Source organism: Neogemmobacter tilapiae (assembly GCF_014652215.1).
Lineage (GTDB): Bacteria > Pseudomonadota > Alphaproteobacteria > Rhodobacterales > Rhodobacteraceae > Neogemmobacter > Neogemmobacter tilapiae.
In genome coordinates, this window is record NZ_BMYJ01000001.1 from 311,151 (window position 1) to 324,593 (window position 13,443).

The window sequence follows — 13,443 nt, forward strand, 5'->3', positions numbered from 1 at the left end:
CCCTTTACCTTCAACATCGCCTGCCCTTTGGTTTTCTTTTCAGATTACCATATTGCCAGCCTTTTGCAGCAAAAAGCTTATTCGACCTCTTCCACGACCACCAGATCGCGCACCGCCGCCCCTTTGGCATGGGCCAAAGCGGCCTGATAGGCGGCGGAGTTGTAGCATTCCACCGCCTTTTCCACGCTTGGGAACCGCGCCACCACGTTGCGGGAACGGTCATTGCCCTCTAACTGCACATAGCGCCCGCCCCGGGCCAGAAAGGTGCCGCCATGCGCGGCAATCGCCTCGGTCGCGCCCTTGGCGTAAAGGGCATAGGCGTCCGGGTTCGTTACCGTGACATGCGCAATCCAAAGTGCCGTCGCCATCATTTGCCCCCGATCAAGGTTTCAACTGCCGCCAGTGCCGCCGGGGCTGCCGCGATATCCGCCGCGCCGCCCTGCGCCATATCCGGCCGACCGCCACCGCCCTTGCCGCCCATCGCCTCGGCCGCCGTGCGCACCAGATCAACAGCCGAGACTCGGGCGGTCAGATCCGCTGTCACGCCCGCGGCAATGGCGGGTTTCGCGCCGGTGTCGGCCACCAGCAAGACGATGCCCGATCCCAGTTTGGCCTTCAGATCATCAATCATCCCCGGCAAATCCTTGCCTGTGACGCCCGACAAAACCTGAAGAACCACCTTCAGTCCGTTGATTTCCTTAACCTCTGGCCCGCCGGACTTGCCGCCTGTCGCCAATTCGCGCCGCAACTGTGCCACTTCGTTTTGCAATGCCTTGCGGTCATCCAGCAGCGCCCTGACCCGTTCGGCCACATCCGCCCCATGGGTTTTCAGCAGGCCCGCCACATCGTTCAGGCGCTGATCCTGCGCCCGCAGGTGATCGAGCGCCGCTTGGCCGGTCAGCCCTTCGATCCGCCGCACCCCCGCGCTGGAGGCTGAATCGCCCAGCAGCACAAAGGCCCCGATGTCGCCCGTGCGGGCCACATGGGTGCCGCCGCACAGTTCCAGCGAATAGGTGGCCTTGTCCGCGCCCTTGCCCGAACCGGGCAGCGTGCCCATCGAGACAACGCGGACCTCGTCGCCATATTTCTCGCCAAACAGCGCCTGAGCGCCCAGGGCGCGGGCGTCGTCGGGCGTCATGATCCGGGTTTCCACGGGCGTATTCTGGCGCACAAAGGCGTTCACCTCGGCCTCGACCGTCGCCAGTTCCTCGGGCGTCATGCCCTTGCCGTGGCTGAAGTCAAAGCGCATCCGGTCCGCCGCGTTCAGGCTGCCCTTTTGCGCGACATGGTCCCCCAAGGCCCGGCGCAGCGCCTCGTGCAGAAGGTGGGTCACGGAATGGTTCGCCCGGATCGCCGAACGGCGGGCGTGGTCCACGGTCAGCACAGCGCCTTGGCCGGGGGCAATCTCGCCCTCCACCACTTCGGCGATATGCAGGAACAACCCTTGCGCCTTTTTCGTGTCGGTGACTTTCGCCAGACCCTGCCCCGTGCGGATCAGGCCGGTATCCCCCACCTGCCCGCCCGATTCGGCATAGAAGGGCGTCTGGTTCAGCACGATGGTCACGCTTTGACCCACTGTGGCCTTGGCCTGTTCGGCCCCATCGGCCACCACGGCCAGAACCTGCCCTTCGGCGGTTTCAGTGTCATAGCCCAGGAATTCCGACGCCCCCAGACGGTCGGCCAGATCGAACCAGATCGCCGCCTCTTTGCTTTCGCCCGTGCCGGACCAAGCTGCCCGCGCCTTGGCCTTTTGTTCGGCCATGGCGGCATCAAAGCCCGCCACATCGGCGGTGCGGCCCTTTTCGCGGAGCGCGTCTTGGGTCAGGTCCAGCGGGAAGCCATAGGTGTCATACAGCTTGAACGCCGCAGGCCCCGACAAAGGTGCTCCTTCGGGAAGGGCTGAAAGCTCATCCTCCAGCAGTTTCAACCCGCGATCCAAGGTCGTGCGGAAGCGAGTTTCCTCCAGCTTTAGCGTTTCCTCGATCAGGCTTTGTGCCCGGTTCAGTTCGGGATAGGCCGCCCCCATCTGCTGCACCAAGGCGGGCACCAGGCGGAACATCACCGGGTCTTTCGCGCCCAGTTGCTGCGCATGGCGCATGGCGCGACGCATGATCCGGCGCAATACATAGCCCCGCCCTTCGTTCGAGGGCATGACGCCATCGGCAATCAGGAAACTGACCGAGCGCAGATGGTCGGCAATGACGCGGTGGTGGGTCTTGCCCGGCCCGTCCGGGTCGCTACTGGTCGCGTGTGCGCTGGCCTCGATCAGGCTGCGCATCAGGTCGGTGTCGTAATTGTCGTGCTTGCCTTGCAGCAAAGCGCCGATCCGTTCCAACCCCATGCCGGTGTCGATCGACTGCATTTCCAGCGGAACCAGACGCCCATCGGCGAATTGTTCGTTCTGCATGAAGACGTTGTTCCAGATTTCGATGAAACGGTCGCCGTCTTCGTCCGCGCTGCCGGGCGGGCCGCCGGGGATATGGTCGCCGTGGTCATAGAAAATCTCGGTGCAAGGGCCGCAAGGCCCGGTCGGCCCCATGCGCCAGAAGTTGTCATCAGAGGCAATGCGGATGATCCGGTGATCCTCTAGCCCCGCCACCTTTTTCCAGATGCCCGCCGCCTCGTCATCGGTGTGATAAACGGTGACGCACAGGCGTTTGGCATCCAGCGCGAAGTCCTTGGTCAGCAATTCCCAAGCATAGGTGATCGCCTTTTCCTTGAAATAGTCGCCAAAGCTGAAATTGCCCAGCATTTCAAAGAAAGTATGGTGGCGGGCCGTATAGCCCACATTGTCCAGATCGTTGTGCTTGCCCCCGGCGCGCACGCATTTCTGGGCAGTGGTGGCGCGCTTGTAATCGCGGGTTTCGACGCCGGTGAAGCAGTTCTTGAACTGCACCATGCCCGAGTTGGTGAACATCAGCGTCGGGTCGTTGCGCGGCACCAAGGGGCTACTTTCAACGATCTGGTGATCGTTGCGCGCAAAGAAGTTCAGATAGGTAGAGCGGATGTCGTTCAACGAGGGCATATCGGGCCTTTCCGGCAAGGCTGGGGCAATTCGAAACCCATCTAGCCCCCCGCAATGGCCCTGTCCACCATCCGGCCTTTCTGCGCAGGAAAAATGTTCAGCGCAGAACGGTCAGCCGGTCACCATTGCGGATAATGCCGTCGCTTTCGATGCTGCACAGCACGCCGCGCAGGCGCAGCGGCCGGTTTTCCGGCGCGCGGACCCAGTCATAAGCCGGCTTGCCATAGCGCGCCTTCCATTTGACGCAACCATCGTTGAACACGTCCGAAACCCGCAGAACAGCCTCGCCGATCTGCAAAAGCTGCCCTTCCGGCAGGTTCGCCTCGGTCATATCCAGATCGCAGATGAATGTATCGCCCGGATGGGGCGTGTTCGCACGGTCGCGCCAGACCAGATCCAGCACCCGGCGCGGCAAGATCGACACCTGAATGCCGGGATGCGGGCGACCATCGGCCAGCCGCAACCAAGGGGCTTTTTCCCAACGTTCGCCCGGAACGCCATGTGCCTTGGTCAGCGTCAGGCTTTCGACAAAGTCACGCTTGTTGAATGCCGGACGGAAGCACAGCATTTCCACTGTGCCTCCGTCTTTTGGGGCCGCCAGAACCATGGGTTCTGCGGCCCGCAACTCTTCAAGGGTGGGCTGCGTGATCAATCGTCGCCCAACACGTCATCGCCGCCGCCGGTGATGTTGAAATCCAGGCCATTCGCCGCACGAATCTTGTCTTCGATCTCCATCGCCACGCCGGGGTTCTGCTTCAGGAAGCTTTTGGCGTTTTCACGCCCCTGCCCGATGCGTTCGTCGCCATAGGAATACCAGGCGCCCGACTTTTCCACGACCCCAGCCTTGACGCCGATGTCGATCAGCTCCCCGACCTTGGAGATGCCCTCGCCATACATGATGTCAAACTCCACCTGTTTGAACGGCGGCGAGACCTTGTTCTTGACGACTTTGACGCGGGTGGAGTTGCCCACCACATCGTCTTTTTCCTTGATCGCGCCAACGCGCCGAATATCCAGACGGACCGAGGCATAGAATTTCAGCGCGTTGCCCCCCGTGGTGGTTTCCGGGCTGCCAAACATCACGCCAATCTTCATGCGGATCTGGTTGATGAAGATCACCATGCAATTGCTGCGCCCGATGCTGGCCGTCAGCTTGCGCATGGCCTGGCTCATCAGTCGCGCCTGGCTGCCCATCTGCATATCGCCCATGTCGCCTTCGATTTCGGCCTTGGGCACCAGTGCCGCCACCGAGTCGACAACGATCAGGTTGACCGCGCCGGAACGCACCAGCGTATCCACAATCTCCAGCGCCTGTTCGCCGGTATCCGGCTGGCTGATCAGCAGTTCATCCAGATTGACGCCCAGCTTTTTCGCATATTGCGGGTCCAACGCATGTTCGGCATCGACAAAGGCGCAAACGCCGCCCTTTTTCTGCGATTCTGCCACCACATGCAGCGTCAGCGTGGTTTTGCCCGAGGATTCCGGCCCATAGATTTCGATGATCCGCCCCTGCGGCAAACCACCAATGCCCAAGGCGATGTCCAACCCCAGCGAACCGGTCGAGGTGGCCTCGATATCCATTGCGGGGCTGTCGGCGCCCAGCTTCATGATCGAGCCTTTGCCAAATTGCCGTTCGATCTGCGCCAGTGCGCTTTCCAGCGCCTTCTGCTTATCCATCTCGCGCTTGTCCTTCACGTCCAAAAGGTCTGCCATCGCCATCTGCCGATCCTTATTTCATAGCCGCTCCTGCGCGGCAATCCACCGGAATGTTCCCATCTTGTTCCCATAGATGCGCACAAAACAGGAACAAAGCAAGAGATTTTAGTCAAATTCGACTTTTTCACGGAAGGGTTAAGGGATAGTTTACGCAGGCTGTGGTGGGACAGAAATCGAAGGGAACGGATGATCGATGCTGGTGTTCTGGCAACAAAAACTGGTGTTTCTCGCCACACCCAAAACAGGCACGACAGCAATTGAAAATGCGCTCGAATCGCTGTCGCCGATGGCTATTCAGCGCCCACCAGCCCTGAAACACACCTCGGTGACGCGCTACAATCGTTTCGTTGGGCCATGGTTGCAGGCCGCCAGCGGCGAGCCGTTTGAAACCGTCGCTTTGATGCGTGAGCCGCGGGATTGGCTGGCCAGTTGGTATCGTTATCGTCGCCGGGCAGATATCGAACACGCCACGCGGCAGACCCAGGGGCTGAGTTTCGATGATTTCGTGCAAGCCTGGTGCAGCGATAGCCCGCCGCCGTTTGCGGATGTTGGAATGCAGTCAAAATTCCTGACGGCACGTTCCGGCCCGGTCCTTGACCGGCTTTTCCGGTATGAAGACATCGACCGTTTCGTCGATTTTCTGGAAGACCGTCTGCATTGCGAGATCACTCTGCCCCGGCTGAACGTTTCGCCCGCCGCAGAAACGGCCTTGTCTGCGGCGACCGAGACGATGCTGCGCGACAGGGCGGTCCAAGACTATGCGCTCTATGCCCGGCTGGGCCCAGACGGGAAAATGCTTGGCTAACGGCTCAGGCAGGCCTGCACCGCCGCGGTCAAATCATTCAGCGAAAAGGGTTTGGGCAGAAAGCTGGCGTTGTCGATCCGGGCTTGCCCTTCGGCCAGCCCCTCTTCGGCGTAGCCGGACATGAAAATGACCGGCACCTGTGGTCTGTTCGCACGCGCCTGTCGTACCCAAGCCGGACCATCCATACCGGGCATCACCACATCGCTGACAAAAAGATCGACGGTCAGCTGCGGGTCGGCCAGTTGCCGCAGGGCGTCTTCGCCGTCCACGGCTTCCAGCACGCCATAGCCGCGCAGGCGCAGCGCCCGGGCGGCAAAGGCCCTGACGGGGGCCTCATCCTCAACCAGCATCACCACATTTTCGCCGGACCGGCTAAGACGCTGGGCCGAAGGTCGGGTCAGCGCCTTTGTCCCTTCGACCGGGCTGTCGTTGATCGGGAAAACCAATTCAAACCGGGTGCCCTGTCCGGGCACACTGTCGCAAAAGATATAGCCGCCGGATTGTTTGACGATCCCATAGGCCATTGAAAGGCCCAACCCAGTGCCCTCACCAATTTTCTTTGTCGTAAAAAAGGGCTCAAAGATTTTGCTCATATTCTCGGGCGCTATGCCATCGCCCGTATCTGTCACCCTGATCACGGCATAATGACCCGGCGGCACCGTCGCACGGTCGCGCTCCAGCGGTTCGCGCAATGTCAGCGCCTGGGTTTCCACACCGATCGTGCCCCCCCCCGGCATGGCGTCACGCGCGTTGACCACCAAATTCATCAGCACCTGTTCCAGCTGCCGTTTGTCGGCCCGGATCGGCCCGAGACCGGGCGCATGGGTCACGCGCAGGCGCATCCTTTCGCCGACCAACCGGTTGAGCAAATGCGTCATTTCCGAAAGCACATCGGCCAAATCAATGCGTTCCGGGCGAAGGGTTTGCTTGCGGGAAAAGCCCAACAATTGCCGCACCAAAGCCGCCGCGCGGTTGGCGTTCTGATGAATTTGTTGCAGGTCCGCATATTCCGGATCGTCCTGATCATGCCGCAGCAACAAAAGATCGCAATGGCCAGAAATCGCGGTCAGCAGGTTGTTGAAATCATGCGCAACCCCACCGGCAAGTTCGCCCACAGCTTGCATCTTCTGGCTTTGATGAAACTGCGCTTCCAGCCGTTTTAAATCGGTCGCATCGGTGATGATCGCCAAAACGCGCACACGACCATCCTCGACAATGCGGCGCAGTGAAAGTTGAAAGAAACGGTCTTCCTCGGCCCCGCGAAGGCGCAGAACTTCGGCACCTGACGGACGGCGGGCCGTCGCAACATCCGCCACCCAATCCGACAGCGACCGACCAAGACCTTCGAAAAGATCGCTGACCAAAGGTTCGCCTGGCCCTGTCAGCCCCATTACTTCACGCGCCAAACGGTTGGCCTGCCGCAGATGCCCATCCGGCGAGAACTTTGCGAGCGCTATCGGCAGGCTTTCAAAATCATCCGATGGCTGATCAAACTCTCGCTCGGTCAGCGGCATAAGATAGACCTCGTGCCGCTCACCCGGCCCATCAACCTGCGCAAAAAACGCCCGAATCGCGCCGTTGTTCGTTTTGACCGAAACCTCGTGCCCAGGTTGCGGTAACGGCCCTTGAAAGACCTGATCCAAGCTGCGTGGCCGCGTCCCCGTCAGCCGTCGCAAAGCCTCGTTCGAAAACAAAATCACGCCGGACCGGTTCACCACAAGCATCGGCAGACTAAGCACATCAGCGCCACGGCCGTTGCTGGGGCGGTCACTGAATTCTTCCAAACGCCAAAGAAAGCGTTCCGGGCTGAAGCGATGCACGGAAAGCCGCAGTTGGCCCTTCTGCGAGGTGACATCCTCGCGCGCTGAACCCATCAGATCCGCCCGCGATTGCAGGCGAAACAGAACCGCAGATGGATTGGCAAAATAATCATGCAGGGCATTGATCAGGCTTTCATCCCGCTGGGTGCCAAATCGTTTTCGTGCAGCCGCATTCTGGAAGCCGACAATCCCGGCCATATCAGTTGAAAAACAAGGCGTGACATCGTGACCGAGTATCTCGGTCAGTTGGCGACGTAAGACCCTATCGCGGTGCTTGTTCAAGCCAAGTAAAATCGCCAACCCGCTCGCCAGAAAAGCCAAAGTTATCCCGGCCAACAGGGCCGCCGCCCCCGTGCGACCCCAAGGCTGCACCAAGGCTATGCCGGCAATCAGCGCCCCCAGCAGCGCCAATGGCCAAAGACGGCGCGACAAACCGTCGATTGCCCCAAGAATTTCCGCCAGATGTCCGAAGGTTCTGACCATGCCATGTCCCTGTTCTTGCCCCATCTGGCCAAACAAGGGTTAAGCAATCCCTAACCGTTGCTATTTTCCCGCCTGAGTTGCAACAAGCTAGGTCTTATGCCGGAACAGGGCAAGAAAGAAGCCGTCACCGCCATCCAAAGGTGTCAGGCGCAACTGCCTTTCCAGCGCAAACTGGGGATGGCGTTGCACAAAGGCAGTGGCCTGATCCTGATTCTCGGCATTCAGCAGCGAACAGGTCGCATAGGCCAGCGCGCCACCGGGGGCGACCATGGTCGCCACCTTGTCCAGAATTTCCGCTTGCAGCGCCACCAGGCTTGCCAGTTTTTCCAACGTCAGCGCCCATTTCGCCTCGGGCTGGCGGCGCCAGGCACCCGAGCCGGAACAGGGAACGTCCGTAAGGATCAGGTCAAAAGGTGCGACGGTCGGCAGCTTTGCGGTCTCGGTCAGCTGCACCTTGGCCCCAGCGCGTTTGGCCCGTTCTGGCAGGTCTGACAAGCGTGCAGCATTCGCATCATGGGCCACAAGCCGGGCCGGGCGCAGGGCGGCCATGGCGAGGGTCTTGCCACCACCACCGGCGCAATAATCCAGCACGTTCAGCCCCTTGAGCGGTGGAAGGGCCTGAACGACCGCCTGCGAGGCCGCGTCCTGCAACTCTACCAATCCTTCCGCATAGGCTTTCGATGCGGAAACCTTGCGCGGGTTTTGCGTGACGATCAGGGCGGTGTCGGCCAGGATATGTGGCTCGGTCAGAACGCCATCGGCGGCGAGGCTGGCTTGCGCCGCGTCCCGCGTGGATTTCAGCAAGTTGACGCGCAAGAACACCGGCGCGCGTGACTGCAAGGCTGTCATCACGGGCGCAAAATCCGGCCCCAAGGCAGCTTGCAGCGCCGGGGCCAGATCTTCCGGACAGTCAAGGGCGGCCAGCCCTTGGGGCGGCGAACCGCCTTCATCGCCCAAGGGTGCGGGCGCATGGGGCCCGCCGGTGAACAGGGGATCAACGCCAAGCGCCCGCGCACGCCCCAACATCAGACCACGCCCCGACAAAGCCCCGCCTTGGCTGGCAAAGGACAGCTTGCAGCGCACGGCATCAAACACCAGATCGCGCACCGCCGCCCGGTCGCCCGAACCCGCATAGCGGTTTGACCGGCCCCAGTTTATCAGCGCCTTTTCAACGGGTTGCCCGCCCAACCATTGGTCCAGAACCTCAATGGCTGCCTGCACCCGTGCCGCCGGTGTCATGGCCTAACCCATCCGATAGTTCGGGCTTTCGCGCGTGATCTGCACGTCGTGCACATGGCTTTCCTTCAGCCCTGCCCCCGTGATCCGCACGAAATTGCAGTTCTGGCGCATCTCGGCCACCGTCCGGTTGCCCGTGTAACCCATCGCTGCGCGCAAGCCCCCGACCATCTGATGGATGACCGTTGCCACGGTCCCCTTATAGGGCACCTGCCCTTCAATCCCTTCGGGCACCAGCTTGTCGCTGGCCGCGTCTTTTTGGAAATAGCGGTCAGCCGAACCCCGCGCCATTGCCCCCAAAGACCCCATCCCGCGATAGGATTTGAAGGAACGGCCGTTCCAAAGGATCACCTCGCCCGGACTCTCCTCGGTCCCCGCAATCGCCGAACCCACCATCGCGCAAGAGGCCCCCCCCGCAATCGCCTTGGCGAAGTCGCCCGAGAATTTGATGCCACCATCCGCAATGATCGGAATATCCCCCGCCGCCCCCGCTGCATCCATGATCGCCGTCAGTTGCGGTACGCCCACGCCCGCCACGATCCGCGTCGTGCAGATCGAACCCGGCCCGATGCCCACCTTGACCGCATCCGCGCCAGCACCAATCAGCGCCCGCGTCGCCTCGGCGGTGGCCACATTGCCCGCCACCACCTGCACCGCATTCGACAGTTTCTTGATCCGTTCGACGGCCAGCGCCACGCCTTCGGAATGGCCATGCGCGGTGTCGATCACCACCATATCGACGCCCGCTTCGATCAGCGCCTGCGAGCGTTCAAAACCCGCATCCCCCACGGTCGAGGCCGCCGCCACCCGCAACCGCCCGCGTTCGTCCTTGCAGGCCTGCGGGTTCAGCACCGATTGCTCGGTGTCTTTCAGCGTCAAAAGACCGGTCAGCTTGCCCGCCCCGTCCGTCACCAGCAGCTTTTCAATCCGCCGCGCTTTCATCAGGCTGATCGCCTGCTCCCGGTCCGCCGGTTCGCGCAAGATGGCCAGATTGTCCGCCGTCATCATCACCCGCACCGGGGTTTTCGCATCGCTGGCAAAACGCATGTCGCGGTTTGTCACGATCCCCAGCACGCGGCCCTGTTCATCGACCACCGGAAAGCCCGTCACATTATAGCGTTCCTGCAAGGCTTTCGCATCGGCCAAGGTCTGGTCGGGCCGCAGGGTGATCGGCTTGTAAACCACGCCCGATTCAAAGCGCTTGACCCGCCGCACCTCGGTCGCCTGCGCCTCAAGATCCAGATTGCGGTGGATCACCCCAATTCCGCCCACCTGCGCCATGGCGATGGCCATCCGCGCCTCGGTCACGGTGTCCATCGCGCTGGACAGAAGCGGAATGTTCATGCGGATGGATTTGGTCACAAAGGTCGATGTATCCGCATCCGAGGGCAGCACATTGCTGGCCGCTGGCACAAGCAGGACATCATCAAAGGTCAGGGCCTCACGAATTTCCATCATAGCCTCCGGGCTGGGGAAGGGTCGTTTGGCGGTTCCCTGTTTCATGGAACGGGAGGGATGGCAAGGGGGCTTGTGTCCCTATCCAAGGGATGTTTCCTTGGCCGCAAAAGGGAATCCCATGCGCATCGCCATCATCGAAAACACCGCCGTCACCCATCATGGTCAGGTCGGCGTTGCCCTGCATGAACGGGCGGCGCTGGTGGATCAGTTCCGCCCCTTTGCGGGCCAATCGCTACCCTTTGGACCACACGATCATGACGCGCTGATTGTCTTTGGCGGTGAGCAATCGGCGCGGGACGATGCCGCCCATCCCTATCTGGGCCATCTGGCCGATCTGATGGGCAAATTTCATGCGGCGGATAAACCTGTTCTGGGGATTTGCCTGGGTGCGCAACTTTTGGCGCGGGCCTTTGGGGCGGAAAACCGGCTGGGCGGTTCGCCAGAATTTGGCTGGACGGAAATCACATTGACGGAACAGGGCCGAACCGATCCGGTTTTGTCGCGGGCGGGCGATCAATTCCGCGCGTTTCAATGGCATTCGGACACGTTTACCCTGCCGCAAGGTGCCGCGCTGTTGGCCACTGGTCCTGTGCCGCAGCAGGCCTTTCGCCTTGGCCGGGCGACCTATGGGATGCAGTTTCATTTTGAGGCGAACCGCGCGATGGTGGCGGATTGGACGCGGCGCTTTCCAGAAGGCTGCGAAAGGATGCAACCGGGTTGGGCGAAACACCACGCCGATCAAGCGGCCCAGCATGGGGCGGCGGCAGATGCGGCAGGGTTGAAATTGGCGCGGGCTTGGCTGGATTTGGTTTAAGATGGTTTGGACGTTGGGTTTCACCCACCCTACCAGACCGCCCAGACCGTCGGGCCAAGGGCGCGCAGTTCAGCCCCGGTGCCCAGCTTGAAATGCGCAAGGCCTGGGTTGGCGCTGTCCACCGTGCCCAGATCCAAGGTTGAGATGCCTTGATCCGACAGAATCCGCGCCGCCTTCCAAAGCATCGGCCCGTGCGCAAAGACCGCACGCCCGCGATCCGAGGCCCAGCCGATGTGATAACTGGCCCAAGCCCCATGCCGCAAGAACAGCATACCGGCCTGCATCTGACCGCCTTCGCGCCATTCCAGCAGCAACTTTTCGCCCGGCCAGTGGATGGCAAAAGCACCGGGCAAGGCGCGATAGCCGCGTTGTTGACGTTGGATAGCCTCGGCCGTCAGCAGTTCGTTCAGCGACGCCACTTGGCCGTGGGTTATCCTCAGACCGCGCTCCTCGGCCCGCAAAAGCCGGTTGCGCCATTTGGCGGAGAGGTTTCCGCGCATGGCGTCTGCGTCAGGGTCCAGCCGCCAGATCGCCTGGTGGCGGGGCGTGATCAGCGGCATTCGGCCCCAGCCCGGAAGGGCATGTTCGGGCGTCGCTAGCGTAACACCCCAATGCCGCGCCAAGCGTCGCAGCATCGGCCCAGCCCTTGGCCCCAAAGGCCCCCGGTTCACCAGCCGGAGGCCGGGCCTTTCCAGCACTTGCGCGATGGTTTCACCAAAGACAAAGCGTCGCACCCTCGCGCCCAAAACCGCCATCGCCTGCCCATAGTCCCATGACTGCGCCATCGGCTGATCGGGGCTTGCCGCACAAAGCGCTGCCCATTCCGCCGGATCAAAGCATTCGCGCAGATTTTCCATGGCCTGTTAAGGCATGGGAAAGGTTAAAGGCGGATAAAGGCCTGATGAAGCCCCTTCCGCCTGCCCCTCGTTTCACCCTTTGGCTGCCCGCCTTGATCGCCACGGCCCTTTCGGGCCTTTGGCTGATCGGCTTGGCCCTGTTCTAACGATACAGAACAGACTTGCCGCCCATGAACAAATGCACCTTTGCCGGATCGGCCGTCAGGCCCACCGTCGTATGCCGCAACCCGGCATGGATGCCCGGCAGCTTTGCCACCACTGCCGCCGCCTCGCCCTGTTTCTTGAAGTAAAGCAGCGTCACCTCGCCCAAGGCTTCGGTGATGTCCACCTCGCCGCTAAAGATTGCTTCGCCTTGCGTCGGCACAAAATCCTCGGGCCGCACGCCGATCTTGACCTTGGCCCCCATGTCGCTGGCCAAGGTTGCCACCGCCGAACGCGCCACCCCGCCATTCGCCAGCTTCACCGTGGTTTCCGCCCCCGTCCCCACGATTTCCCCCGCCAGCAGGTTCATCGAAGGGCTGCCGATGAACTGCGCCACGAATTCATTCTCGGGCCGCTCATACAGTTCCAGCGGGCTGCCCACCTGTGCAATCCCGCCGCCGGCCAGAACCACGATGCGGCTGGCCAGCGTCATCGCCTCCACCTGATCATGCGTCACATAGATCATCGTCGAATTCGGCATCGCCTCTTTCAACTGCGCGATTTCAATCCGCGTCGCCACCCGCAGGGCGGCATCCAAGTTCGACAGCGGTTCATCGAACAGATAGACCTTAGGGTCGCGCACAATGGCCCGCCCGATCGCCACACGCTGCCGCTGGCCACCCGACAATGCCTTGGGCAGACGGTCCAGATAGGGCGTCAGCTGCAAAATCTTGGCCGCCTTGTCCACCGCCGCCCGGATCTCGCTTTCCGGCTTTTTCGCCAGTTTCAGCGCAAAGGACATGTTGTCCCGCACCGTCATATGCGGGTAAAGCGCATAAGACTGGAACACCATCGCAATGCCCCGCTGTGCGGGCGGCACGTCGTTCATCCGAACGCCGTCGATGGAAAAATCACCACCGGTGATCCGCTCCAGCCCCGCGATCATCCGCAGCAGCGTCGATTTGCCGCAGCCGGAGGGCCCGACAAACACGATCAGCTCACCCGTCTTGATGTCGAGGTTGATGTTTTTCAACACCTTCACCTCGCCATAGGCTTTCTCTACGTCCTTCAGCAGAAGTTCGGCCATC

Annotated in this window: 11 protein-coding genes; 2 read left to right on the top strand and 9 right to left on the bottom strand. The window is 61.6% G+C overall.

The genetic code is table 11. The features are described from left to right. Positions 1 to 77: 77 nt before the first annotated feature. The 4 genes from IE095_RS01595 to recA form a co-directional block, all read right to left on the bottom strand. Entirely contained in the window at positions 78 to 368 is a 291-nt protein-coding gene (locus IE095_RS01595; RefSeq protein WP_189409737.1) for a DUF1330 domain-containing protein, read from the bottom strand. After that, positions 368 to 3,025, bottom strand: a complete 2,658-nt coding sequence (alaS, locus tag IE095_RS01600) for an alanine--tRNA ligase (RefSeq protein WP_189409739.1) — start codon at positions 3,023 to 3,025, stop codon at positions 368 to 370. The genes IE095_RS01595 and alaS overlap by 1 nt, the downstream gene beginning before the upstream one ends. Before the next feature lie 97 nt (positions 3,026 to 3,122). After that, positions 3,123 to 3,632 carry an MOSC domain-containing protein gene (locus IE095_RS01605; protein ID WP_229804442.1) on the bottom strand — a complete coding sequence of 170 codons (510 nt, stop codon included), beginning with the start codon at positions 3,630 to 3,632 and terminating at the stop codon, positions 3,123 to 3,125. 41 nt (positions 3,633 to 3,673) lie between these two features. Further along, complete coding sequence (gene recA / locus IE095_RS01610; RefSeq protein ID WP_189409743.1) at positions 3,674 to 4,744, bottom strand: recombinase RecA; 1,071 nt, start codon at positions 4,742 to 4,744, stop codon at positions 3,674 to 3,676. Between the two features lie 190 nt (positions 4,745 to 4,934). Between recA and IE095_RS01615 the strand changes: the two genes are divergently transcribed. After that, positions 4,935 to 5,546, top strand: a complete 612-nt coding sequence (locus IE095_RS01615) for a hypothetical protein (RefSeq protein WP_189409745.1) — start codon at positions 4,935 to 4,937, stop codon at positions 5,544 to 5,546. Here IE095_RS01615 and IE095_RS01620 read toward each other — a convergent pair. From IE095_RS01620 to guaB, 3 genes are all read right to left on the bottom strand, one after another. Next, entirely contained in the window at positions 5,543 to 7,849 is a 2,307-nt protein-coding gene (locus tag IE095_RS01620) for a hybrid sensor histidine kinase/response regulator (RefSeq protein ID WP_189409747.1), read from the bottom strand. The two genes, IE095_RS01615 and IE095_RS01620, sit on opposite strands and share 4 nt — an antisense overlap. Positions 7,850 to 7,936: 87 nt before the next feature. After that, complete coding sequence (locus tag IE095_RS01625; RefSeq protein ID WP_189409749.1) at positions 7,937 to 9,088, bottom strand: RsmB/NOP family class I SAM-dependent RNA methyltransferase; 1,152 nt, start codon at positions 9,086 to 9,088, stop codon at positions 7,937 to 7,939. Positions 9,089 to 9,091: 3 nt separating this feature from the next. Next, positions 9,092 to 10,540, bottom strand: a complete 1,449-nt coding sequence (gene guaB / locus IE095_RS01630) for an IMP dehydrogenase (RefSeq protein WP_189410124.1) — start codon at positions 10,538 to 10,540, stop codon at positions 9,092 to 9,094. A gap of 121 nt (positions 10,541 to 10,661) precedes the next feature. On the opposite strand from guaB, the gene IE095_RS01635 reads away from it, so the two are divergent. After that, positions 10,662 to 11,357, top strand: coding sequence for a type 1 glutamine amidotransferase (locus tag IE095_RS01635; RefSeq protein WP_189409751.1), 696 nt, complete (start codon positions 10,662 to 10,664; stop codon positions 11,355 to 11,357). A gap of 29 nt (positions 11,358 to 11,386) precedes the next feature. Here the strand turns inward: IE095_RS01635 and IE095_RS01640 are convergent, their stop codons facing one another. Further along, positions 11,387 to 12,214: a GNAT family N-acetyltransferase gene (locus IE095_RS01640; protein WP_189409753.1), complete on the bottom strand. Its 828-nt coding sequence runs from the start codon at positions 12,212 to 12,214 to the stop codon at positions 11,387 to 11,389. 142 nt (positions 12,215 to 12,356) lie between these two features. After that, positions 12,357 to 13,442: an ABC transporter ATP-binding protein gene (locus IE095_RS01645; RefSeq protein WP_189409755.1), complete on the bottom strand. Its 1,086-nt coding sequence runs from the start codon at positions 13,440 to 13,442 to the stop codon at positions 12,357 to 12,359. Position 13,443 lies beyond the last annotated feature (1 nt).

Coding starts and splice junctions, on each gene's coding strand:
- guaB (WP_189410124.1), bottom strand. CDS start 10,540: ATGGAAATTCGTGAGGCCCTGACCTTTGATGATGTCCTGCTTGTGCCA.
- IE095_RS01645 (WP_189409755.1), bottom strand. CDS start 13,442: ATGGCCGAACTTCTGCTGAAGGACGTAGAGAAAGCCTATGGCGAGGTG.
- recA (WP_189409743.1), bottom strand. CDS start 4,744: ATGGCGATGGCAGACCTTTTGGACGTGAAGGACAAGCGCGAGATGGAT.
- IE095_RS01625 (WP_189409749.1), bottom strand. CDS start 9,088: ATGACACCGGCGGCACGGGTGCAGGCAGCCATTGAGGTTCTGGACCAA.
- IE095_RS01635 (WP_189409751.1), top strand. CDS start 10,662: ATGCGCATCGCCATCATCGAAAACACCGCCGTCACCCATCATGGTCAG.
- alaS (WP_189409739.1), bottom strand. CDS start 3,025: ATGCCCTCGTTGAACGACATCCGCTCTACCTATCTGAACTTCTTTGCG.
- IE095_RS01620 (WP_189409747.1), bottom strand. CDS start 7,849: ATGGTCAGAACCTTCGGACATCTGGCGGAAATTCTTGGGGCAATCGAC.
- IE095_RS01605 (WP_229804442.1), bottom strand. CDS start 3,632: ATGGTTCTGGCGGCCCCAAAAGACGGAGGCACAGTGGAAATGCTGTGC.
- IE095_RS01615 (WP_189409745.1), top strand. CDS start 4,935: ATGCTGGTGTTCTGGCAACAAAAACTGGTGTTTCTCGCCACACCCAAA.
- IE095_RS01640 (WP_189409753.1), bottom strand. CDS start 12,214: ATGGAAAATCTGCGCGAATGCTTTGATCCGGCGGAATGGGCAGCGCTT.
- IE095_RS01595 (WP_189409737.1), bottom strand. CDS start 368: ATGGCGACGGCACTTTGGATTGCGCATGTCACGGTAACGAACCCGGAC.